The sequence below is a fragment of the Bradyrhizobium cytisi genome, assembly GCF_008123515.1.
GTDB lineage: Bacteria > Pseudomonadota > Alphaproteobacteria > Rhizobiales > Xanthobacteraceae > Bradyrhizobium > Bradyrhizobium cytisi.
Map to the genome: position 1 here is coordinate 96,590 of NZ_VSSR01000029.1, position 20,343 is coordinate 116,932.

The 20,343-nt window shown below is 62.9% G+C and carries 21 protein-coding genes; 10 read left to right on the forward strand and 11 right to left on the reverse strand.

What is annotated here, in order from left to right; all coding sequences use genetic code 11:
- Window positions 1-72 precede the first annotated feature (72 nt).
- A complete protein-coding gene (locus FXB38_RS18760; RefSeq protein ID WP_148752464.1) occupies window positions 73-471 on the forward strand; it encodes a VOC family protein in 399 nt (132 codons plus the stop codon).
- Between the two features lie 11 nt (window positions 472-482).
- On the opposite strand, the gene FXB38_RS18765 is transcribed toward FXB38_RS18760, so the two are convergent.
- The 3 genes from FXB38_RS18765 to FXB38_RS18775 are packed head-to-tail and all read right to left on the reverse strand — an operon-like array spanning window position 483 to window position 3,815.
- Window positions 483-869, reverse strand: a complete 387-nt coding sequence (locus tag FXB38_RS18765) for a 4Fe-4S dicluster domain-containing protein (protein ID WP_148752465.1) — start codon at window positions 867-869, stop codon at window positions 483-485.
- Entirely contained in the window at window positions 866-2,467 is a 1,602-nt protein-coding gene (locus FXB38_RS18770) for an FAD-binding protein (protein ID WP_283812744.1), read from the reverse strand. Before FXB38_RS18770 ends, FXB38_RS18765 begins: the two co-directional genes overlap by 4 nt.
- 22 nt (window positions 2,468-2,489) lie before the next feature.
- Window positions 2,490-3,815: an O-acetylhomoserine aminocarboxypropyltransferase/cysteine synthase family protein gene (locus tag FXB38_RS18775; protein WP_148752466.1), complete on the reverse strand. Its 1,326-nt coding sequence runs from the start codon at window positions 3,813-3,815 to the stop codon at window positions 2,490-2,492.
- A 244-nt stretch (window positions 3,816-4,059) separates the two neighbouring features.
- Between FXB38_RS18775 and FXB38_RS42805 the strand changes: the two genes are divergently transcribed.
- From FXB38_RS42805 to epsC, 3 genes are read left to right on the forward strand one after another with little or no spacing between them, the layout of a single operon-like run.
- Window positions 4,060-4,197, forward strand: coding sequence for a hypothetical protein (locus FXB38_RS42805; protein ID WP_187435000.1), 138 nt, complete (start codon window positions 4,060-4,062; stop codon window positions 4,195-4,197).
- Window positions 4,198-4,241: 44 nt separating this feature from the next.
- Window positions 4,242-4,814 carry a flavin reductase family protein gene (locus FXB38_RS18780; RefSeq protein ID WP_148752467.1) on the forward strand — a complete coding sequence of 191 codons (573 nt, stop codon included), beginning with the start codon at window positions 4,242-4,244 and terminating at the stop codon, window positions 4,812-4,814.
- Window positions 4,815-4,849: 35 nt separating this feature from the next.
- Window positions 4,850-5,719: a serine O-acetyltransferase EpsC gene (gene epsC, locus FXB38_RS18785; protein WP_148752468.1), complete on the forward strand. Its 870-nt coding sequence runs from the start codon at window positions 4,850-4,852 to the stop codon at window positions 5,717-5,719.
- On the opposite strand, the gene FXB38_RS18790 is transcribed toward epsC, so the two are convergent.
- Genes FXB38_RS18790 through FXB38_RS18805 form a run of 4 tightly spaced genes read right to left on the reverse strand, consistent with a single transcriptional unit; the run spans window position 5,716 to window position 9,436 of the window.
- Complete coding sequence (locus tag FXB38_RS18790) at window positions 5,716-6,582, reverse strand: ABC transporter permease (RefSeq protein WP_148752469.1); 867 nt, start codon at window positions 6,580-6,582, stop codon at window positions 5,716-5,718. The genes epsC and FXB38_RS18790 overlap by 4 nt on opposite strands.
- Window positions 6,575-7,435 carry an ABC transporter ATP-binding protein gene (locus FXB38_RS18795; RefSeq protein ID WP_148752470.1) on the reverse strand — a complete coding sequence of 287 codons (861 nt, stop codon included), beginning with the start codon at window positions 7,433-7,435 and terminating at the stop codon, window positions 6,575-6,577. The genes FXB38_RS18790 and FXB38_RS18795 overlap by 8 nt, the downstream gene beginning before the upstream one ends.
- Window positions 7,432-8,490 (reverse strand): ABC transporter substrate-binding protein, encoded by a 1,059-nt coding sequence (locus FXB38_RS18800; protein ID WP_246229976.1) that lies wholly within the window; start codon window positions 8,488-8,490, stop codon window positions 7,432-7,434. Before FXB38_RS18800 ends, FXB38_RS18795 begins: the two co-directional genes overlap by 4 nt.
- Window positions 8,491-8,509: 19 nt before the next feature.
- A complete protein-coding gene (locus tag FXB38_RS18805; RefSeq protein WP_148752471.1) occupies window positions 8,510-9,436 on the reverse strand; it encodes a TauD/TfdA dioxygenase family protein in 927 nt (308 codons plus the stop codon).
- Window positions 9,437-10,184: 748 nt separating this feature from the next.
- Here FXB38_RS18805 and FXB38_RS18810 point away from each other — a divergent pair.
- The 4 genes from FXB38_RS18810 (at window position 10,185) to FXB38_RS18820 (ending at window position 13,343) form a co-directional block, all read left to right on the forward strand.
- Window positions 10,185-11,528: an LLM class flavin-dependent oxidoreductase gene (locus tag FXB38_RS18810; RefSeq protein WP_148752472.1), complete on the forward strand. Its 1,344-nt coding sequence runs from the start codon at window positions 10,185-10,187 to the stop codon at window positions 11,526-11,528.
- A gap of 45 nt (window positions 11,529-11,573) precedes the next feature.
- Window positions 11,574-12,389, forward strand: a complete 816-nt coding sequence (locus FXB38_RS18815) for a MetQ/NlpA family ABC transporter substrate-binding protein (RefSeq protein WP_148752473.1) — start codon at window positions 11,574-11,576, stop codon at window positions 12,387-12,389.
- A gap of 246 nt (window positions 12,390-12,635) precedes the next feature.
- Window positions 12,636-12,788, forward strand: coding sequence for a hypothetical protein (locus FXB38_RS42810; RefSeq protein WP_187434980.1), 153 nt, complete (start codon window positions 12,636-12,638; stop codon window positions 12,786-12,788).
- A 45-nt stretch (window positions 12,789-12,833) separates the two neighbouring features.
- Window positions 12,834-13,343, forward strand: coding sequence for an Lrp/AsnC family transcriptional regulator (locus FXB38_RS18820; RefSeq protein ID WP_148752474.1), 510 nt, complete (start codon window positions 12,834-12,836; stop codon window positions 13,341-13,343).
- Between the two features lie 140 nt (window positions 13,344-13,483).
- On the opposite strand, the gene FXB38_RS18825 is transcribed toward FXB38_RS18820, so the two are convergent.
- The 4 genes from FXB38_RS18825 to FXB38_RS18840 all read right to left on the reverse strand — a co-directional run bounded on the left by FXB38_RS18825 (window position 13,484) and on the right by FXB38_RS18840 (window position 18,567).
- Entirely contained in the window at window positions 13,484-15,541 is a 2,058-nt protein-coding gene (locus FXB38_RS18825) for a tannase/feruloyl esterase family alpha/beta hydrolase (RefSeq protein ID WP_148752475.1), read from the reverse strand.
- A 54-nt stretch (window positions 15,542-15,595) separates the two neighbouring features.
- Complete coding sequence (locus tag FXB38_RS18830; protein WP_148752476.1) at window positions 15,596-16,576, reverse strand: tripartite tricarboxylate transporter substrate binding protein; 981 nt, start codon at window positions 16,574-16,576, stop codon at window positions 15,596-15,598.
- A gap of 75 nt (window positions 16,577-16,651) precedes the next feature.
- Window positions 16,652-17,557, reverse strand: coding sequence for a VOC family protein (locus FXB38_RS18835; RefSeq protein ID WP_148752477.1), 906 nt, complete (start codon window positions 17,555-17,557; stop codon window positions 16,652-16,654).
- Window positions 17,558-17,574: 17 nt separating this feature from the next.
- Entirely contained in the window at window positions 17,575-18,567 is a 993-nt protein-coding gene (locus tag FXB38_RS18840) for a zinc-dependent alcohol dehydrogenase family protein (protein WP_148752478.1), read from the reverse strand.
- Between the two features lie 112 nt (window positions 18,568-18,679).
- Between FXB38_RS18840 and FXB38_RS18845 the strand changes: the two genes are divergently transcribed.
- Together FXB38_RS18845 and FXB38_RS18850 are read left to right on the forward strand one after the other, a co-directional pair.
- On the forward strand, window positions 18,680-19,381 hold the full coding sequence (locus FXB38_RS18845) for a GntR family transcriptional regulator (RefSeq protein WP_148752479.1): 702 nt from the start codon (window positions 18,680-18,682) through the stop codon (window positions 19,379-19,381).
- 94 nt (window positions 19,382-19,475) lie between these two features.
- A complete protein-coding gene (locus FXB38_RS18850; protein WP_148752480.1) occupies window positions 19,476-20,339 on the forward strand; it encodes a fumarylacetoacetate hydrolase family protein in 864 nt (287 codons plus the stop codon).
- The last annotated feature ends 4 nt before the right edge of the window (window positions 20,340-20,343 follow it).

The following is a 20,343-nucleotide window of genomic DNA, read 5'->3' on the forward strand; positions in this document are numbered from 1 at the left end:
GGCGCCCCGGCGCTCACGCCTTGACATCGCCGCTAGCGATCCAATCTTGAGTGGAGATCAAGGACCTGGCTCATGAAAATCCTCAACATTCTGACGCGGCGCTGCCTGCCGCTCGAAGAACTGGATGCGGCCGTCGCCTTTTACGAAACGCTGATCGGCCAGAAAGCGCGCCTTCGCTTTGACTACCCCGAGTACGACCTGAGACTGGCGCAGGTCGCATCGATCCTGCTCATCGCCGGAACCGAGCATAGCCTGAACCGGTTCGCCGCGACGCACATGACTTTCATGGTGGAGGGCATCGAGGCTTTTGCCGCGTATCTTCCGACGGTCGGCGCGACGATTCTGGAAGCGCCGAAGCCGGTCCCGACAGGCCGCAATATGCTGGTGCGGCATCCGGACCAGACGCTGGTCGAATATGTCGAGCACGACGACAAGCATCCGGCAGACGTGCTGTCGTCGGCCTCCCGCTGATCTGACTACCTCTATTTCTTGCCGCCGAGGCCCTCAGGCCGCTCAGCCCGCGATTGAGCCGCTGCCTCGCCGGCGCGGCGGAAGACGGTCTCCATCAGCCATTGCTCGTTGGGAAAGTGCTCCGCCCATTCATCCCAGCCGGAGTGCCTGCGATATTGTCCGAGACGTCCGGACGCCAGCACATCCTCCCTGCTGACCGAGACGCGGCGGTCGCAATCGGGGGCGACGTAGATCGCATCTGCACGGCAATAGAGCTCGCACATGAAGCAGGTCTGGCAATCCTCGACGCGCGCGAGAACCGGCAAGCCGTCGGTGCCGGGATCGAGCACATTGGCCGGGCACACCTCGATGCAGGCCCCGCAATCCGTGCAGCGCTCCGCGACGATGAGCTCAATCATGACGTCGTCTCGAGTTGACCAGGTTGGGCGCTTGCAGATGGACGATCCAGCGCGACCCAGACCTGGTCCAGTCCGCCGCTGAGCAGGCGCGCGGCCAATCGCGGATCTCGTGCGGGATAATCCTCACGACGGTGAAGTCCCCTGCTCTCATCACGCGCTGCCGCGGTCGCAACGGACCACCGCGCCGTGGCCAGCAACGCCGCTGTCTCGCGCAAGGCGATCGAGCCCGCCTGTCCGTGATTGGCCACCTCACTCCATAAATCTTCGAGTGTTTGCGAAGAGGCCGCGAGCCCTGCCCCGGTGCGGAACAAGTTCTTGTCGAACGGATGCATCTCGGCGCGCACGCGGTCCCTGGTTGCGGCCACGTCAATGTCCTGTGGCCGGCCATGCGGACGTAGCCCGGCACGTCCAAGCGGGGTGAGCTCCGCAGAACGACTCTTCATGCTGCGCGCGACGCGCGCGGCCGCGGTTCCTGCGAATACGCCGGACGACAGCGCCCACGCCGAGTTGACATTGCCGCCGCCGGAAATCGCGCCCGCGACCTTTTCGCGCGATGCGTTGTCGCCTGCGACGAACAGTCCCGGCACCGACGTAGCGCCGTTCACATCATGGACGCGCACACCGCCAATACCGCGGATTGTGCCGTCGTTGTGCAGGGTGACTTCGAACCGGTCGCGGTAGGGATCGATGCCCCAGCGGTCGAACACCAGCGGCACGTTCGGCGAGATCGTATGCAACCGCGCCTTGACGTCATCAGGCAGACGCTGCAGCGTGCAATAGACCGGGCCGCGCTGGAGCGCGCGGGCCAGGCGGACGGTCTGGTCGGGGCCGAAGGGAAGATCGAGCTCGCCCCCGTCGGCGTCGTAGTAGGTCGCGAACGCATAGGCCATGCTTCGCGTCATCGTCGAATGCGCCGGCGCAATGGTGTAGGCCGCGGTGAACTCCATGCCGGACATCTCCGCGCCGGCCTCCGCCGCCATGAGATAGCCGTCGCCCGTGTTGGTTCGCGATCCCAGCAGATGGGACAGGAAGCTGGTCCCGCCGGCCGCGAGCACCACGGCCCCTGCCTCGACCCGATAAGCGCGGCTGCCATCCTGCCGACGCTGGCCACGGGCACCGCCGATCGAGCCGTCGCATCGTGCCAAAAGTTCAAGAACGGGCGATTGATCGAGGATCGTGACGCCGTAGCTCAGCACCTGCTGCCGCAGGGCGCGCATGTATTCGGGCCCGCGCACGGCGCGGTAGTTCACCCGCCCTTCGTCATCGGTCCCGAACTTATAATAGCGCGCGAGGGTCGGCAGCGTGCGCCAAGTCTGGTCGAGGATGCGATACATCCAGTCTGCTTCGCCAAGACCGAGGCCGGCGGCGATACGATTCGCGACGGCCGCGTCTCGCGCCGCGGCAGGATCCGGCGGCACCCACCAATGGCCGGGCCCTGCGGCAGCCGTGACGCCGCTGGTGCCGCAATAACCCTTGTCGGCCAGCACGACTTTCGCCCCCGCCTGCGCGGCGGATGTCGCGGCCCAGGCCCCCGCCATACCGCCACCGACGATCAGCACGTCGGTCGTGATCGACAACAGTTCTGGAAAAGCGGCCAATTTGCTCAACCGGGTCCGCGTTTCACGCCGCCTTGCGTGTACCAGCGCCGGCGTCGGCCTGTGCCAGCGCCTGACCGAGATCCGCGAGGATATCGTCGGGATGCTCAATCCCGACCGACAGGCGGACGTAGCCGGGCGTGACGCCGGCGGCGAGCTGCTCAGCGGCAGTCAGCTGCTGATGCGTCGTTGAGGCCGGATGAATGGCCAACGAGCGGGCGTCGCCGATATTGGCGACGTGATAGAATAGCTTGAGCGCATCGATGAATCGCCGGCCGGCTTCGACGCCCCCTTTCAGCTCGAAGCCGACCAGCCCGCCAAAGCCGCCCTTCAGATAGGCGTCCGCCCTGCGCCGGTTCTCCCCGCTTTGCAGTCCGGGGAAGATCACGTTCGAAACCAAGGCGTGCCTGGCGAGGAAGTTGGCGACCTTGACCGCATTCTCGTTGTGCTGCCGGATGCGCAGCGGCAGGGTTTCGAGACCCTGAATGAACTGAAAAGCATTTTGTGGCGCGATCGACGCGCCCAGATCCCGCAACAGCTTGACGCGAGCCCGCAGGATGTAGGCGATCGGACCGAGCGGCTTCGCGGCCTCAGTCCAGATCGCGCCGTGATAGGCCTCGTCGGGCTTATTCAGAAGCGGGAAGCGGTCCGCATGTGCCGCCCAGTCGAAATTGCCGCCATCGACGATGGCGCCACCGATCGCGGTGCCATGGCCACCGATATATTTGGTCGTGGAATAGACAATCACGGCAGCGCCGTGCTCAAACGGTCGCGCGATCAGGGGCGACGCCGTGTTGTCCAGGATGAGCGGAACGCCGAGCGAGCGGCCGATATCCGCGACTTCCTTGATCGGAAAGACATTCAGCTTCGGGTTTGGGAGCGTCTCGCCGAAATAGGCTCGCGTCTTTGCGTCCGTGGCCCGACGAAAATTCTCGGGATCGGAAGGATCGACAAAGCGGACCTCGATGCCGAACTGCTTCAAAGTCTGCGACAGCAACGTCCAGGTACCGCCGTAAAGATCAGTGGAGGACACGATGTTGTCGCCGGCCTGGGCAATGTTGAAGATCGCGAAGGCGGAAGCCGTCTGCCCGGAGGCAACTGCGAGGGCGGCTGCCCCGCCCTCAAGTGCGGCAAGCCGATCCTCGAAGGCCTGCTGGGTCGGATTTCCTATACGGGTGTAGATCGGGCCAAGCTGCTCGAGCGCGAACAGGCGCGAGGCGTGATCCGTGCTTTCGAACTGGAATGATGTGGTCTGGTAGATCGGAACCGCCACCGCACCGGTGGCGGGGTCGGTGCGGTACGATCCACCATGCAACGCCAGCGTCTCGAAGTTCCGGGTCTCCAACGCCATCTTCAATTCCCTTTCGATCTCCAGAGCGCGCGGCAAGCCGTGCTTGTCGACGAAGATGATGCGGTTGGATTCTTCGGCTGTCGAGCGTGTCAGAAAAATAGCGATGCGCGTCCTGTATCAACGCCGCTTCGTAACGCGTTTCTTTCCACGCCTCCGCTGAATTGGAAAAAAACTCGCTCACGCAAAATGCTAAAAATGGTCGGGCGGACGAGATGTTCTTCGCAATCGACGATCGGACGAGACCATGACGAGACCGCGCGAGCTGCGCGTCAACGCTTTCAACATGACCGCGCCGAGCCACAACTGGGCCGGCCTATGGTCTCATCCGCGCGGCGAGCACGAGATCAACGGCACGCCCCTGCCCGCGAAGAGCTTCTCCTGAGAGCGAACAGGCCGATCCACGGCGTCCGATGCGAGGAGCGACAGATGGGAAAGTCCGACATTCATCTGGTCAGCGGCGATGACGAGGTCGAGAACCAGTTTCGAGCCGTGATGCGGCGCCTGGCCGGCGGCGTCACCATCATCACGGCCGGCTGCGACGAGGACATCACCGGCATGACGGTGACGTCCCTGACGTCGCTCAGCGCCAGTCCGCCGCGGCTGCTGGTCAGCGTCAACCGGCAGGCCTCGTCCTTCGCTCGAATAGCGCGTTACGGCGTATTCGGCGTCAACGTTCTGGGATCTGACCAGCAGGCTCTTGCCGGGCGTTTCAGCGACGGCAGCTTGAAGGGCCACGAGCGCTTCGACGGGATCCGATGGTCCGCGGGGGCGGCCGGCGTGCCGCTGCTTGGCGACACCCTCGCAACCATCGAATGCAAGGTCGAGGAAATCATCGAGCGGCACTCGCATGGCATCATTATCGGCAGCCTGTTGAGCTTCGAGCTATCCCGCGAGCTGTCGGGCCTGGTGTACTGGAACGGCCAGTACATCAGGATCACACATGATTTCGACCTTGACCTCCTGGCCGAAATCAGCGTTCCGTTGGCCCATGTCAGATAACCCTCCGGAATCGCCCAGCGGCGGGCGCTGGCAGCTTGACAGGATTGTCGCCGAGCTTCGCCTCTCGCGCGAAGAAACGCACAGCATCAGGCGCGACGGAGGCGCGGCGCGCGCCCTCGCGCGAGGCGCTTCAGGCCATTCTGGATGGCCTCACCGAGGCGCTGTTTCCGAGGCATTACGGTCAGTTCGACCTCGACGGCGAGAATATCGACTACTTCGTCGGCAATCGCCTGAGTATCGCCCTCGACGGGCTTTGCGACCAGATCCACCGCGGCGCGCGATTCGTCGGCGACGAGCTGATCCCGGGCTACCGGCGCGAGGACGCGGTCGCGCTGACGCGGCAGTTCGGCGAGCGCCTGCCCGTGGTGCGCGGCCTGCTGATCTCCGATTTGAGAGCCGCCTTCGTCGGCGATCCCGCAGCCAGGAATTTTCCGGAGATCCTGATCGGATATCCGGGCATGACGGCGATCATCCATCACCGGCTGGCACATATCCTTGATGGGCTCAATGCGCGCTTGATCGCCCGGCTTGTCGCGGAGATCGCTCATACCAGAACCGGGATCGACATTCATCCCGGCGCCAGCATCGGATCCGGCTTCTTCATCGATCACGGCACCGGCGTGGTGATCGGTGAGACCGCGATCATCGGCGACAATGTCCGTATCTATCAGGCCGTGACGCTCGGCGCGCGCCACTTTCCGACCAACGATGATGGCCATCTGATCAAGGGCGATGCACGGCATCCGATCGTCGAGGACGACGTCGTGATTTATGCCGGTGCAACCATCCTCGGCCGGATCACGATCGGCCGGGGCGCGACGATCGGCGGCAACGTCTGGGTCACCCAGGACGTGCCGCCGAACAGCATCGTGACGCAGGCCACCGCCCGCAACAAGCAGGGTTAGGCGGCCGGCGCCTTCCAGCGCATCAGGCGGCGTTCCAGCGCCTCGAGGATCGCGTTGAAGACGAGGCCGATCACGGTAATCCCCAGGATGCCAAAATACATCTGTGGGATCAGAAAGCTGTACTGGCTGTTGATGATGAGATAGCCGAGCCCGGATTTCGCGCCGACCATCTCGGATGCGACCAGCACCAGCATCGCGGAGGCGCTCGCCAACCGTATACCGACGAAGATCGTCGGCAGCGACGCCGGCAGGATCACTTTGCGGAACAGCTGGCTCGGCGTCGCCCCCATCGTCCGTGCGGACTTAATCAAGAGCGGATCAACCTGACGCACGGCCGCGATTGTATTGAGCAGCAGCGGCCATGCGCAGCTATAGACCACCATGGTGACCTTCGAGAGCTCGCCAATCCCGAGCAGCAGGATGAAGACCGGCAGCAACGCCAGCGGGGCCGTGTTGCGCGCAATCTCGATGATCTGGTTCAGGAAGTCGCCGAGCCGGGCGTACCACCCGGTGACCAACCCGAGCGGCACGACCAGGACGACTGCGATCAGGAAGCCGCTGAGCGCTCGTAGCATGCTTGCGGCAACATCGTCGTAAAGCTCTCCCGTCTGAGCAAGCTGCCAGCCGGCCGCGATCACCTCCGAGAACGGGGGCAGGAACGTCACATCCACCAGCCCGAGCCGCGGAACGATCTCCCATGTCGCAAAAAACAACAGCACCAACAGAGAGCGCAGCCCAATGGCGCCGAATCCTTTCACGAGGCTCCCCGTCGCCGCCGAGAGCGGGCCAGCGCGTTGCCTAGCCCGATCCTTCGGGCTCCCCTCGGCGAGCTCCAGCAGCGTCAGGATCTCCAGATTAGACATGAGCCACCTCCTTCGTCTTTGCGGCAAGCTCGCCTTCAGCTGCAATTACCTGAGCCCCTTGCGCCTTCAGCACCTCGTCGCGCAGCAAGGACCACACCGCGTGCCTGACATGCCCGAACTGCGGCAGTGACCGGACGTCTTCGGTCTCGCTGTGCAGTTCATCGGGAATGTCGACGATCTGCTTGATGCGGCCGGGACGCGAGGTCATCACCGCCACGCGCTGGCCGAGCACGACGGCCTCATCGATGCCGTGCGTGATGAACAGGATGGTCTTCCCGGTGCTGCGCCAGATCCGCAGCAGCTCGCCCTGAAGCGTCTCGCGCGTCTGTGCGTCCAGCGCCGCAAAGGGCTCGTCCATCAGCAGCACCTCGGGGTCGTAGGCGAGACTGCGCGCGATCGCGACGCGTTGCTTCATGCCGCCGGAGAGCTCGTGCGGATAACGGTCGGCAAAGCCGGACAGTCCGACCAGATCGAGGTAGTGCAACGCCTTCTCCCGCCGCTCCCTGGCTTTCAGGCCGGCAATGTCGAGCCCGAATTCGACGTTCTGCGCGGCCGTGCGCCAGGGGAACAGCGCGTATTGCTGGAATACAATACCGCGATCGCGCGCAGCTCCTTCGATGACCTTGCCGTCGAGGAGGATACGCCCGCTACTCGGCGCCGTCAGGCCACCGAGCAGGTCCAGCAGGGTTGACTTGCCGCACCCGCTCGGCCCAACCAGGGCAAGGAATTCGCCGGTCCGAACATCCAGCGTAATGTCGTCCAGCGCGGTGAAGCGTTGCGCCGGCCCACCATCCTCGCCGCGCACCGAAAAATCCTTGCAGACATGCTCGAAGCGGATCTTGGCCCTCGTCATTTGGCCTCCGCGGTCTTGCCCGGGCGGAAATAATTGAACTCGTTGGTATAGAGGTCCGACGGCTTGAACTGGTCCTGCTTCAACAAGCCATCCTTGACCAGCCAGTCGATCCACACCTGCAGCTCGGCGTCGCTGATCACGCCGCCTCTGGTCGCTATGCCCGTGCTCTTCCAGTATTTGATCGGCGTGGCGTCCTCGTTGCGCTTTCGCTCGGCGATGATGCGTTCGAAGCGGGCCCGGACCTCCTCAGGCGGGGTGGTCTGCGCCCAGGCAATGGCCCGCGAGACGCCTTCGATCAACGCCCGGGAGGTGTTGGGATTGTCCTTGATGAATTTGTCCCGGAGCACGTAAGACCCCCCGGTGAAGTTTCCGAAGATGTCCGTATCCGCAAACAGCCTGCGGATGCCGCCGCGTTCGAGTGCCTTGTCGCGCAACACGCCATTGAGCGTGCTGACCTCGACCTGCCCCTGTCGCAGCGCCTGCTCGCCGGTGACGGGCGGAATCGCGACCAGCGTCACCTGCTTTGCCTCCGCCGGCGTCAAACCGTTGCGGGAGAGATATTCGCGCAGCACGAACTCGAGATGCGCCCCTAACGTGTTGACAGCGACCTTCTTGCCGATCAGGTCCCGAGCGATCCTGATCGGGCTGTCCTCCTTCACGTAATAGCCGTTATAGGTGTTGTCGTCCGATCCGTAGTAGCCGACCACGGCCTTGATCGGCGCCTTGGCTGCGATCAGCTTGATGATCGCGCCATAGAACGCGCCGCCGATGTCGATGTCGCCGGTGACGACTGTCTGGATGTCCTGCGGACCGCTGATGGTGTTGCCGACCCATTTCAGCTTCAGCGGCGCGAGATAGCCGAGGTCATCGGCCAGCTCGATGAACGTCACCTGGCCAGCCCAGCCCTGGTAGCGGATTTCGGTCTTTTCGAGCTGCGGCTCGGCCATGGCTTGGCCAATCAGGCCGGCCAGCGCGATGCCAGCGAAAGCAAGCTGGCGGCCTCTTGCGCGCAGGTCCGCAACCAGACGGCGCAATGTGGAGATAGCGATTATCATTCTCATAACTCCAACTCGTTCAGGCGGCTCTCGCCTGCGGCTTCGCCGCCTCGATGCGGGTGACGCTGTTGCGACCGTCGATGCTGACCGGCACCTCGCCATCGATGGTGGCCCGCCGGACCACGCGGTGCTGGTCGCCGTAATCGTTCACGGCGTAGTGTTGGGTGGCACGATTATCCCAGATCACCACATCGCCTTGACGCCAGCTCCAGCGCACCGTGTTCTCGGGTGCGGTGATGTGGGATTGGAACAGGTCGAATAATTTCTGGCTGTCGTATTTCGACAGGCCGACGAAGCGCTGCACGAAATTGCCGAGCACCAGCGTGCGCTCTCCGGTTTCGGGATGGACGCGGACAACGGGATGCTCAGTCTCGTAGACCGTCGCCGTGAAGACCTCCTCGAATTGCTTCCGATCGGCTTCGCTTGCGCGGGTCTTGACCGCGTAGTCGTAGGCATTGCTGTGCACCGTCCAGAGCTCGTCCGCGAGCTTTCGCAGCGGCGCCGGCAGATCGAGATAGGACGCGGCCGTGTTCGACCAGATCGTATCGCCACCGAACTCGGGGATCACGACGCCGCGCAGAACCGAGATCTTGGGATAGGCGTCGACGAAGGTGACATCGGTATGCCACTGGTCGGCGCGGCCACCGCCGCGTCCGGAATCGAGCTCCAGGATCGACGCCGTTCCTTTTGTCGCGCCAACCGTCGGATGCGGCACCAACTTGCCGAGCCGATGAGCAAACCGCTCCTGTTCGGCATCATCCAGATGGTTCTGGTCTCGGAAGAAGATGACTTTGTGCTCGAGGAGAACCTGGTTGATCGCCGCAATCGTCCGATCCGGCAGATCGCCAGAGAGCTTGATGTTCCTGATTTCGGCGCCGATGCGGGCCGACCGCTTGACGATATCCGAACGCGGAATGTCGTTGTCGATGGTGATTCCGTCAGTCATGTCATCTTCCCCGAGACCGCGATCCATTTGGACAAGGCTCCGCCGTTCGCCGATCGCTGATGCGACGGCGGAGTGAAAGACAGTAATGTTGCGATCGATCCTCTTGCGGGACTGCCGTCTGCTCTGACGACAATCGCATCTTGCGGGATCTTCCGTGGAAGCTGCATCAATGCAGCCTGTGTTCAGTTACACGATGCTAACGCAAGGGCTTCGGAAATAGCTTCCAAAGTTGAAGGCAAGCGGGAAACAGATGCACCTGCGGTGACGGCGTGTCCGTTCGTTATTTGCATTGACCGCGTGGAATGAGCCCTGGAGAGCACCGGACATTCGCCCCGGCGCAGCGCCTTCTAATCGAGATCATGAACCCGCAACATCATCTCTTTCGCTCGCTGCCGCCGCTAGATTCATGCTCGCATCACGCCGAACAACGCAAATCCATTTCATCGACATTTCTCGTTCCGGCAACATAGAGTTGGTCGCGATCACGCCGTCTCTACGGCGCGTAGGACATTTTGGATAGAACGATGTCGACACCAGGCGCGCATTCGGCAACTTCCTCGGCGACTTTTCGCAAGCTGAACGAGCAGAAATCGACGCAGCTTTTGCCGCGCTGGTCGAGACGAAGCGCACATCGGAGGGCCTCTGCCTCGAACGACATCTGCGTTTTGCATTCGCGCGAAAGCCGGGGTCGCAAACCACCCCTTACGTCTCGTAGCCACTCCGGCCATCGAATCTGGGCATTCGAACCATGAGCAACCAACGGCAGCTTGTACTCAACCTCTTCATCTACCCCGGCGGCCACCACGAAGCCGCGTGGCGCTACAGGGGATCTGAACCAGACCGCATTCTCGACATCACTCATTATCAGGAGCTGGCGCAACGCGCCGAGGCGAGCAAGTTCGACGCCATCTTCTTTGCCGATGGGCCAGCACTGGCCGACAACGTCCGCTACGCCCAGCGCTTTCGTTTCGAGCCGATCACCTGGCTCGCGGCGATCGCCGCGGTGACCCAGCGCATCGGCCTGATCGCAACCGCATCGACCACCTATACCGAGCCCTACAATCTCGCACGCCTGTTCGCTTCACTGGATCATCTGAGCCGGGGGCGCGCCGGCTGGAACATCGTGACCACCAGCGCACCGCAGGCCGCACAGAATTTTGGATTGCCAGAGCACCCTCCTCACCACGAACGCTACGAACGCGCCCGCGAGTATCTCGATGTCATCTCGCGACTCTGGGATAGCTGGGAGGACGACGCGCTCGTCAACGACCCCGAATCCGGCATCTTCGCCGATACCAGCAAGATCCACACGCTCGACCACGTCGGGAAGCATTTTCGTGTGCGCGGCCCGCTGAACATTTCGCGCACGCCACAGGGCCGGCCGGTCTATGTGCAGGCCGGCTCCTCCGACGACGGCCGTTCCTTCGCCGCCCGATACGCTGAGGCGATCTTCACCGCGCACCAGACCCCGGACTCGGCCAAGGCCTTCTATGCGGACATCAAGCGCCAGGCCCGCAGCTTCGATCGCGGTCCCGACGAGATCAAGATCCTGCCCGGCATCAGCCCCTTTATCGGCAGCACGCAGGCTGAAGCCGATCGGCTTCAGGACGAGTTCAACGCGCTGATCCAGCCGGAGTATTCCCTCACGCAGCTCCGCCAGATGATCGGGCTCGATCTCACCGCCTACGATCTCGACGGTCCCGTCCCGCGCCACCTCATCGACACCGCGAGCGCGCGCGGCGCCGCCAGCCGCTTCAAGCTCGTGGTCGACATCGTCGATCGCGAGAAGCCGACCATTCGACAGCTGGTGCAGCGCCTTGCCGGCGCGCGCGGCCACTGGGTCATTGCCGGAACGCCGGAAAAGATCGCCGACAACATCCAGACCTGGTTCGAGAACGGCGCGGCGGACGGCTTCAACGTGATGCCGCCCTGGCTGCCCGGCGGCTTCGATGTCTTCGCCGAGCAAGTCGTCCCGATCCTGCGCAAGCGCGGCCTGTTCCGCGAGGACTACACCGGCACGACGCTGCGCGAGCATTACGGCCTCGCCCGTCCCGCCAGCATCTACTCCAACGCGGTCAAGGCGATCGCCTGACACCGCTTCCGTACTGACATCCCAACTCGAGACCAGCAAGAAGACATGAAGACAGCGTTTTTTCTCCTCTCGGGCCTTTTGGCTCTCTCCCCCTTAGCCGCGGGAGATGCCTCCGCACAGCAACCCGCAAAGCCGGAGCTGCGGGTCGGCTTCGTGCCGGGGCCATATATCGATGAGTTCAAGGTCGGCGTCGAACCAGAGCTGAAGAAGAAGGGCTACAAGATCCGCTATGTCGAATTCTCGACCGGCCTTGAAGCCAACAACGCTGTGTTCAAGTCCGAGATCGACGCCAACGTGATGCAGCACACGATCTTCCTCGACTCCTACAACGAGCGCCAGAAAACCGATCTCGTCGGCGTCGTCCACGTCCCGACGCCACCGATGGGCCTCTATTCGAAGAAGCACCCGCTGGGCACGCCGATCAAGCCAGGCTCCAGCGTCGCGGTGCCGAACGATCCGGTCAATCTGCAACGCGCGCTGTGGGTGCTGCGCGATCTCGGCCTCATCGAGATTCGCGACAGCAAGCCGGTCGATGTCACCGAGCTCGACGTCATCAAAAATCCCGGCGGCATCAAGATTGTGCCGCTCGAGGCCGCACAGGCGCCACGGGCGCTCGACGACGTCGACTTCGCCGCCGTCCAGGGCAATTTCGCGATCTTCAGCGGGCTAAAGCTGACCAACGCCTTCGCGCTCGAGAAGATGACGACACCCTATATCAACGTGCTGGCCGTAAAGAAGGCCAATGCCACCGCCGGATGGGCTCAGGACATCGTCGCCGGCTACAAATCGCCTGCGTTCAAGGCAGCGATTCAGGCCGACCGGTTCTATGACGGGTTCACTTTGCCTGATTACATGAAGTGAGCGGAGCGCATGTTCGAATTCACGCTTGAATGGGCCAGCCGCCGCTCCGTCGCATGCGTTCGGCGCGGCGATGGCATCAAAACCACCCATCTCCGACAAGCGCCGTGGAATTTTCCATCCGCGCCCGCGACGACGTCAGCATGATTCAACCAAACTGATCCCGACGAGTATGTAGCAATGTCCAACGCCATCCCTGCCGTGATAGCGTTCCCGCGTTCTCGCCCTACACCGTTGTCCGGAGTGAACATGAGCTATCTCATCTCGCTGCAGTCAGGCTGCGCTCGTTTGATCGAACAGGCACGCGGATGGTTCCAGCGCTCGCTGCAGCCGCGGACAGGCGGCCCGGACAACACACAGGACGATCTCTACGAGATCTTCCTGTTCGGGCCTCACGGCTGACGCCAGGCAACGCCGTCCAACTTTCATCACACTGAGGTTTCAGACATGACCGACGCTGCGCTGCAGCTCGCCGAAACCGGCCGCCGTCTCGACGCCATCGACCGCAAGATCCTGGCCGTCCTCCAGGAGGACGCTTCGCTCTCGGTTGCGGAAATCGGGGACCGCGTCGGCTTGTCCTCGACACCGTGCTGGAAGCGCATCCAGAGGCTGGAAGCCGACGGCGTGATCCTGAGACGGGTTGCACTGGTCGATCCGAACAAGATCGGGCTTGGGCTCTCGGTATTCGTCTCCGTGGAGAGCTCCGACCATTCGGATGCCTGGCTGAAGCGCATCGCCGAGGCTGTCAGCGCCATGCCCGAAGTGATGGAATTCTACCGGATGGCCGGCGATGTCGACTATATGCTTCGCGTCGTGATTCCGGACATGCAGAGCTACGACGTGTTCTACAAGAAGCTGATCAACGCCGTGCCGCTCAAAAACGTCACCTCGCGCTTCGCGATGGAGAAGATCAAGTCGATCACGGCGCTGCCGGTGCCGCTGGTGGTGGCGGACTAAGGAGCGAGCGGAGACGACTCTGCCCTCCGCGCCGAGCGGCTGGGCTAACGACAGCACGGTACCCGCACGCACGCATTGCATCGCGCCCAACCTGTTCGGAAGTTTTTCTTCATGTCGCCACGTTAACGGTCCCTTGATGCTCACGGCGCCGACGGCGTGCACCGATAGCTTTCCGCTCGCAGGCGATCACCGGACGTGTAGCGCGGATAGTCCGGATAGCGGCACATCGGACGTGAGCCCAACAGCTTGAATGGCGGCGAGTTCTCCTTGACTGTCTGAATCAGGGCATCAGGCGGCGGCGCGCCATCACTCACCCAGCGGTCCAATGGATCGAGCAGATCGACCATGGTTGGCACCGGGCTGCCGTCGGTCACGCTGGCCGCTGCACCGCTATGGGTCGAGGCGGGTGAAATAAACAGGCGCGCCGAGCGATCGACCATCGCCTGCCCAACCCTTGCAGACACCGAATTGAAGTAGTTGATCGCGGCCAGGGGACTCAGTGCAAGGTCGCCGGTGTTGGAGCGCATGATCAGCTTGCCGCCGCGTGCGAAAAACGCCGACAGATCGGGATTGGTGGAGTCGAGCAGTTCCGATAGCTCGCGAAGGCGGTCGCGAAACTTGTTCGGATCGAACGTGCTCGGATCGAAGAGCGCGTCCTTCGCCACAAAGAATCGAACAAAATTCGCGGCATAGAGCCAATGGATCGAGGACGTATCGATGTCGACGGCCGCGTTCGGCGCCGCCGTCCCTGTGATCCAGCGCATCATGTGCGAGCTGCGGCCATCCGGCGTAATCTCGTTGCCGTAAAGCCATTGCGGATAGGCCGCGAGCCCGTTCGGTACCGCGAACGGCAGTTCATAGGGTGAATGGAGCGCCACGACGGTCGCGATTTGTGCATCGGACAGGCAGGTTTCACCGCTGTCAGCGCCGTTCGCACAGCGCAATTCCTTCAGATCAACATGCGAGGGACAAGCGAGATAATTATTGACGACGCCGTCGACCAGCCCGTCCAAGGCGTCACAACGATCGGCGACGAATTTCGCAAACATGCCGAGCTTGGCAGGCGGTATCCATCCGCCGTGGACCTGCGGGATCTCGTGATGCAAGAAGGCTCCGCCAATCATTGACAGCTGAATGGCGGGCACCACGCTGACGATGCCGTCGTAGTCGGCCGGGAATCGCTGCGCCATCGTCAGGCCTTCGCGCCCACCCTCCGAGCCGCCGAAATAATACACCCGCGACGGCGGCTGTCCGTAGAACATGCCTATCATGTTCACGCTGACGTCCCTGACCTTCTTGTAGGACGCATAGGCGTAATTCACCACCATCTCGTCATTGAGGCCGAACTGTCCAACGCTATTTGGCGCAAACGCTGACGCCTGATGGCCCGAATCGGTTCCGAAGGTCACGTAGCCGCGCGTCAGCGGCAATGGATCGTCCGATGCAGCATCGCGCAACGGCGCAAGTCCGGTGATAAGCGTGCCGTTGTAGCCGCCACCGCCGTACTGCACTGCCTTGCCGTTCCACGCGATCGGCAGATTGATCTGGAAATTGATCAATTGTGCCGCGGGATCGACCGGCGCGATGCTGCCATTTACCCTGCAAAACTCGGGCGTGGCCGGCGTGGCAGTGGCGTTAGCGGCAACAATCGTCCCGGAAGCAATGGTAGCTTCCCCGCTCGGCAGTCCAATCGACGCTGCGGGAATCACACGGCCGGCGAGCGTCGAACAGATTGCCTTGAGTTGCTCGGCGCTTGGCAAGGCCGCCATGGCTTTCTTGGCACAGATCGTCTCACTACCGAGGAGGATCGAAAGCGCGAGCAATGCCAGTCGGAGTGGTGAGCGGTAGTTCATCTGATCCCCATTTTTTCGTTTCTTGTGCCAACGAAGACTCGAGTCGATGAGAATAGCGTGCTGCTCCGCGTTGCGCCAATTTAAACGCCCGCTCTTCAGCTGTCGTGAATGCATTGAACGAACTCCCGAAGTCGCATTAATCAATGATTCAGCAGAAGGGTTGCTGGTCAGGTGCGCACGAACCCGACCTTCTGGAACAAGTAATCGCTGGATTCGGACGCGAGGCGCTTCGCTCGTACAACGAGAGCATCGTCGAGAATCCGGCCGCCACACTTTCATGGGCCTGTCGGCGACGAAAACCGCCTCGATGCAACCGGCGTCCGCCGCGCCGACGATCGCATCCACCGACACTCCCTCCCCTGTAAGCCTCTCTTCGTCTTCCCGCGGCGGACGCGCAGATCAGATCTTCGGGATCTTCGCCCGCTCAACCACACCCGACCACTTCACGATTTCGGACTGGATCAGCTTCTTCATCTCTTCCGGAGAGCTGCCACGGACTTCGCCGCCGACGGCCGTTTCCAGGCGCTGCCTGATCTCGGGCTCGTTGAGGATGTCGAGTGTCGCCGAGTTGAGTGCGGCGATGACGGCAGACGGGGTGCCCTTGGGAGCGAGAACGCCCGCCCAGGTCCGCACGTCATATCCCTTGACGCCGGCTTCCTCGACCGTTGGAACATCCGGCAACAGCGCAGTCCGTGTTGGCGAAGTCACCGCCAACCCGCGAATGCCACCGCTCTGGATCTGCGCCGCGAGCAGCACGGGCGTGCCGACGATGACCGGAACCTCTCCGCCAAGCAGCGCGGTGACGGATTGAGAATCCCCGCGATAGGGTACATGGACCATGTCGATGCCGGCCATCGCATCGAGCAGCTCTCCCGCGAGATGATGCGTGCTGCCGAAACCGACCGAGCCAAAGCTGAGCGCGCCGGGCTTCTGCTTTGCCATCGCGATCAGTTCGCCCAGCGATTTGGCCGGGTAGTCGTTGCGCACCGCAATGACCAGCGCGTAGTAGACCAGCGTCGAGATCATGTCGAAACTGTCGGCCGGCTGGTAGCTCAGGCTCTTGTACGTCGCGGGCGATATGGCGTGGGCGCCTGTGACGAGTCCGATCGTGTAGCCGTCGGGCTCAGCCTTGGCGATCGCGTCCGCCCCAATGTTGCCGCCGGCACCGGGCTTGGCTTCGACGACGATCGGTTGCCCGAGCTTCCTGGAGAGCCCGTCGGCGATAATGCGCGACAGCGTGTCGGCCGCGCCGCCGGCGGCAAAGCCGTGAATCAAGCGTATGGGGCGCGAAGGATAGTTGTCCGCCGACTGGGCAGGGCCGGCCGCCATAAAGCTGCCGAGCAGAAATCCGGTCGCAGCAAACCGCTTCATCCACCTCATGGATGCATCCTCCCTTTGACTGTTGTCTCGTTGGCCGCGGCGAAGCGGCGGTCTTCCAAACGAGTGCCGGGCCGCCTAGCGGGCGAACTCGACGCATTCCGGTGATGGCGGCAGACCCCAGACGTCGCGCGGCAGCCCGACCCAGACTTTCGGCCGCTGCGGACGATCGCGATGCCAGGGACGCGGATCGAAATAGCCAAGCTCCTCATCGATCATGCGATCGAGATCGTGGAACAGCTCGACGAGATGGCCATCCGGATTGCGGTGATAGACCGCGGTGTTGTGGCCGGGGCCGTGACGGACCGGTCCCCAAAGGATATTGAGCTTGTGGCGGGCGAGATGATCGCAAGCCTGCTGCATGTGGGAAGGGCCGCGCAACTCGAATGCGAGATGATGCAGGCTGCGCACGGGCGCACGGGCGAAGTTCAGCGTATGATGTTCGTAACCGCTGCGCAGGAAGACGAAGCGGTCCTCGACCCAGTCGGAGACCCGCAGGCCCATGACGTTCGCATAGAACTCCGACGCCGCAAGCGGATCGGGCGTACGAAGCGCGACATGGCCGAGCTTGGTGACGGCGAGCGCACCGATCCGCTCCTGCGCCGGTGTCGGCGTCCAGCCCTGGATCAGTTCGAACCGCGTTCCCTCGGGATCGGTGAAGGACAACAGCCTGGAAATTCCAGGCAGAGGATCACTCCGCAGTTCGGGACGCAAATTCGCGCGCTTCAGAGCGGCCCCCAATGCGTCCATCTCGACATTCGGAGAGATCTCGAACGCGATACTCGTCAACGCCGCCTCGCCGGGCTCGATCACGAGCGAAAGCTGCTCGGAATCGCTGGCGAGAAAAATGCGATCTCCATCGCGACCGACCAGGCCAAGACCGATCACGCCGCGGTAGTAATCGAGCAATCGCTCGGAATCCGGCGAGGCGAAAGTGGCGTGTCTCAGCCGTGTGAATCGGGCAATCGGTGCCTGGGTCGTCATTGTACTGGTTCACTCTCTCATGGCGTCATGATGATCTTGCCGAGCGCGGAGCCCTGCTCGAGCAAGGTGTGAGCTTCCCTGACCTGGTCGAGCTTCAGTGTCGCCGAGATGGCCGGCTTGATCGCGTTGCGGCTCAAGGCGTCGATCACGTTGCGCATCAGGGCGCGACGGCCCTCGCGATCATGGTCATAGATGTGGAAGGAGAAGCAGCGCACGGCCGGGCAAATGTCGAGATGATTGCGCATCGCCGCCATCAGATTCTCTTCCGGCAGCCCGGCGAAGGCGTTGTACGACAGCAGCGTGCCCCATTTGCCGAGCGCGCCGAGATAGGAGGTAAACTCCGGTCCGCAAACGTGGTCGAGCACGAGGCCGACGCCCTCGCCTTTGCTCAGTTCGCGGGTCCGCGCCACGACATCCTCGCGGCGATAGAAGATGACGTGATCGGCACCGTTGCTTCGCGCGAATGCGGCCTTCTCCTCGGTGGAGACCGTGCCGATCACGGTCATTTGTGCGAGCTTGGCCAGCTGCACCAGCGCGGTGCCGACACCGCCGGCCGCGCCGATCACCAGCACACTTGCGGGCGCGCGCGGATGGCGGCACTCGTGCAGCAGTGCGTAAGCCACCTGATAATTCGACAGGCACACTGCGGCTTTCAGATCGACATTGTCGGGAAGTGCATGAACGGCATCGGCGGGGGCGACGACGTATTCGGCGTAGCAGCCGCCGCGCTGCGACAGGTCACGCGCGCTCAGCAGGATCTTCTGGCCGACCTGCAAGCCTTCAACGCTCGACCCGAGCGCGGAAATACGGCCAGCGACATCATTGCCGGGATTGGCCGGCAGCGGCGGCATCCATTTGTAGACGCCGCGGCGGATCAGGACGTCGGGCTGCCCCACGCCGAATGCTTCGGCGCGGATCTGAACCTGTCCGGCACCGGGCGCTGGCACCGGCACTTCGACCAGCTCGAGGGCATCCGACCCGCCCGGCTGACGTACTAGAACCGCTCTCATGAGCTCATCCCCTCTCCTCGGACCATATTTTCGAAAATACTAGCTATTACGAAAATTATTGCAAGATGCTCGTTGGCGCGGCATCTTGGGGCATCAATTGATCGGCAGAACCATGCCTGAGACCGCCATTCGCTCCCGCAAGGAATTCGGCAAGACGATTGCCGCCGATATTACTCATCGGCTGCGCGAGGAGATCGTGACCTGCGGTCTGCCCCCCGGCGAGCCGTTGCGGTTCGACGTGTTGCGCGAGCGCTTCGGCGCGAGCTTCACCACATTGCGGGAAGCGCTGACCGCCCTTACCGCCGAGGGACTTGTCGACGCCCAGGAGCAGCGCGGATTTCGCGTGGCGCCGGTCAGCCACCAGGATCTGGTGGAGGTCACCGATGCCAGGGTGCTGATCGAGGTGGAGTTGATCCGCCGCTCGATTGAGAAGGGCGATGACGACTGGGAGATTGCCGTCATCTCAACCCTGCACAGGCTGAAGCGGATCGAGCAACGCGATCCCGAGCATCCGCTGCGCGATCCCGAATGGAAGATCGCCCATCGCCAGTTCCATCAGGCGCTGGTCTCCGCCTGCGGCTCGGCGACGCTGCTCTCGATTAGAGCCGAGCTGTTCGATCGCGCCGAGCGCTACCGGCATCTGTCGGCCAATTTCCGGCCGCGCCCGCGCGACAAGGCTGGCGAGCACCAGGCGATCATGCAGGCCGCCATCTCCCGCAACGCTGATCAGGCCGTGCAACTGATCGAGACACATATCCGCACTACCGCCGACAATGTCGCGAAATACGCCGGGCACCTGCTGGACGCCGAATAGACGGCGCTTTTTCAGGTCCCGCGGGCTTGCGCTCCGGACAATTTTCGAAAAAATACTATAAATCATCGAAAATTCTCACTGGTGGATCACAATCATGAAGCTGCTGTCGTTCCTGGACGGAAATCGGGAAAGCTGGGGAGCCATTGTCGAAAACGGTGTCGTGGATCTCGGCCGCGCCCTGCCCCAGTATCCGATCCTCGCAGACTTCGTCGGCAGCGACGACTACGCGCGCCGCGAGGCCATCGTCGCCGGGCACAAGCCCACGATGGCGCTCAGCGACGTCGAATATCTCCCCGTGATCCCGCGCCCGGAGAAGATCGTCTGCGCCGTGCGCAACTATCTCGACCACCACAATGAAGCGGTCGCCTTCGGCATGAAGCGCGAGATCACCGAATTCCCGCCCATCTTCCTGCGAGTCTGGCGTTCCCAGGTCGGCCACAACGCCCCCGTGATCCGACCGAAGGTCTCGGACAATTTCGACTGGGAGGGCGAACTCGCCGTCGTCATCGGCAAGGGCGGCCGTCACATCAGCCAGGCCGACGCCTGGGATCACGTGGCGGGCTACTCGATCTACAATGACGTCAGCGTCCGCGACTGGCAACGCCATGCCCAGCAGATCGCCTCCGGCAAGAACTTCGTCGGCACCGGCCCGTTCGGACCCTGGCTGGTCACGCCGGACGAGATCGGCGATCCCACCAAATTGAAGCTCGAAACACGCGTCAACGGCGCGGTGGTGCAATCCTCCGACACCTCGATGCTGATCTTCTCGATCCCGCGGCTGATCGAATACTGCTCGACCATTTTCGACCTCGTCCCCGGCGACGTCATCGCTACCGGCACGCCGGCCGGCGTCGGCTTCACCCGCAAGCCGCCGATCTTCCTCAAGCCCGGCGACGTGGTCGAGGTCGAGATCGAGAACATCGGCGTGCTGCGCAATCCGGTCGTGGATGAGGCATAGGCTC

Excerpts from the sequence above, each read along its gene's own strand:
- FXB38_RS18760 (WP_148752464.1), top strand. The coding sequence starts at position 73 with ATGAAAATCCTCAACATTCTGACGCGGCGCTGCCTGCCGCTCGAAGAA.
- FXB38_RS18765 (WP_148752465.1), bottom strand. The coding sequence starts at position 869 with ATGATTGAGCTCATCGTCGCGGAGCGCTGCACGGATTGCGGGGCCTGC.
- FXB38_RS18775 (WP_148752466.1), bottom strand. The coding sequence starts at position 3,815 with ATGGCGTTGGAGACCCGGAACTTCGAGACGCTGGCGTTGCATGGTGGA.
- FXB38_RS42805 (WP_187435000.1), top strand. The coding sequence starts at position 4,060 with ATGACGAGACCGCGCGAGCTGCGCGTCAACGCTTTCAACATGACCGCG.
- FXB38_RS18780 (WP_148752467.1), top strand. The coding sequence starts at position 4,242 with ATGGGAAAGTCCGACATTCATCTGGTCAGCGGCGATGACGAGGTCGAG.
- FXB38_RS18790 (WP_148752469.1), bottom strand. The coding sequence starts at position 6,582 with ATGTCTAATCTGGAGATCCTGACGCTGCTGGAGCTCGCCGAGGGGAGC.
- FXB38_RS18795 (WP_148752470.1), bottom strand. The coding sequence starts at position 7,435 with ATGACGAGGGCCAAGATCCGCTTCGAGCATGTCTGCAAGGATTTTTCG.
- FXB38_RS18800 (WP_246229976.1), bottom strand. The coding sequence starts at position 8,490 with ATGATAATCGCTATCTCCACATTGCGCCGTCTGGTTGCGGACCTGCGC.
- FXB38_RS18805 (WP_148752471.1), bottom strand. The coding sequence starts at position 9,436 with ATGACTGACGGAATCACCATCGACAACGACATTCCGCGTTCGGATATC.
- FXB38_RS18810 (WP_148752472.1), top strand. The coding sequence starts at position 10,185 with ATGAGCAACCAACGGCAGCTTGTACTCAACCTCTTCATCTACCCCGGC.
- FXB38_RS18815 (WP_148752473.1), top strand. The coding sequence starts at position 11,574 with ATGAAGACAGCGTTTTTTCTCCTCTCGGGCCTTTTGGCTCTCTCCCCC.
- FXB38_RS42810 (WP_187434980.1), top strand. The coding sequence starts at position 12,636 with ATGAGCTATCTCATCTCGCTGCAGTCAGGCTGCGCTCGTTTGATCGAA.
- FXB38_RS18820 (WP_148752474.1), top strand. The coding sequence starts at position 12,834 with ATGACCGACGCTGCGCTGCAGCTCGCCGAAACCGGCCGCCGTCTCGAC.
- FXB38_RS18830 (WP_148752476.1), bottom strand. The coding sequence starts at position 16,576 with ATGAGGTGGATGAAGCGGTTTGCTGCGACCGGATTTCTGCTCGGCAGC.
- FXB38_RS18835 (WP_148752477.1), bottom strand. The coding sequence starts at position 17,557 with ATGACGACCCAGGCACCGATTGCCCGATTCACACGGCTGAGACACGCC.
- FXB38_RS18840 (WP_148752478.1), bottom strand. The coding sequence starts at position 18,567 with ATGAGAGCGGTTCTAGTACGTCAGCCGGGCGGGTCGGATGCCCTCGAG.
- FXB38_RS18845 (WP_148752479.1), top strand. The coding sequence starts at position 18,680 with ATGCCTGAGACCGCCATTCGCTCCCGCAAGGAATTCGGCAAGACGATT.
- FXB38_RS18850 (WP_148752480.1), top strand. The coding sequence starts at position 19,476 with ATGAAGCTGCTGTCGTTCCTGGACGGAAATCGGGAAAGCTGGGGAGCC.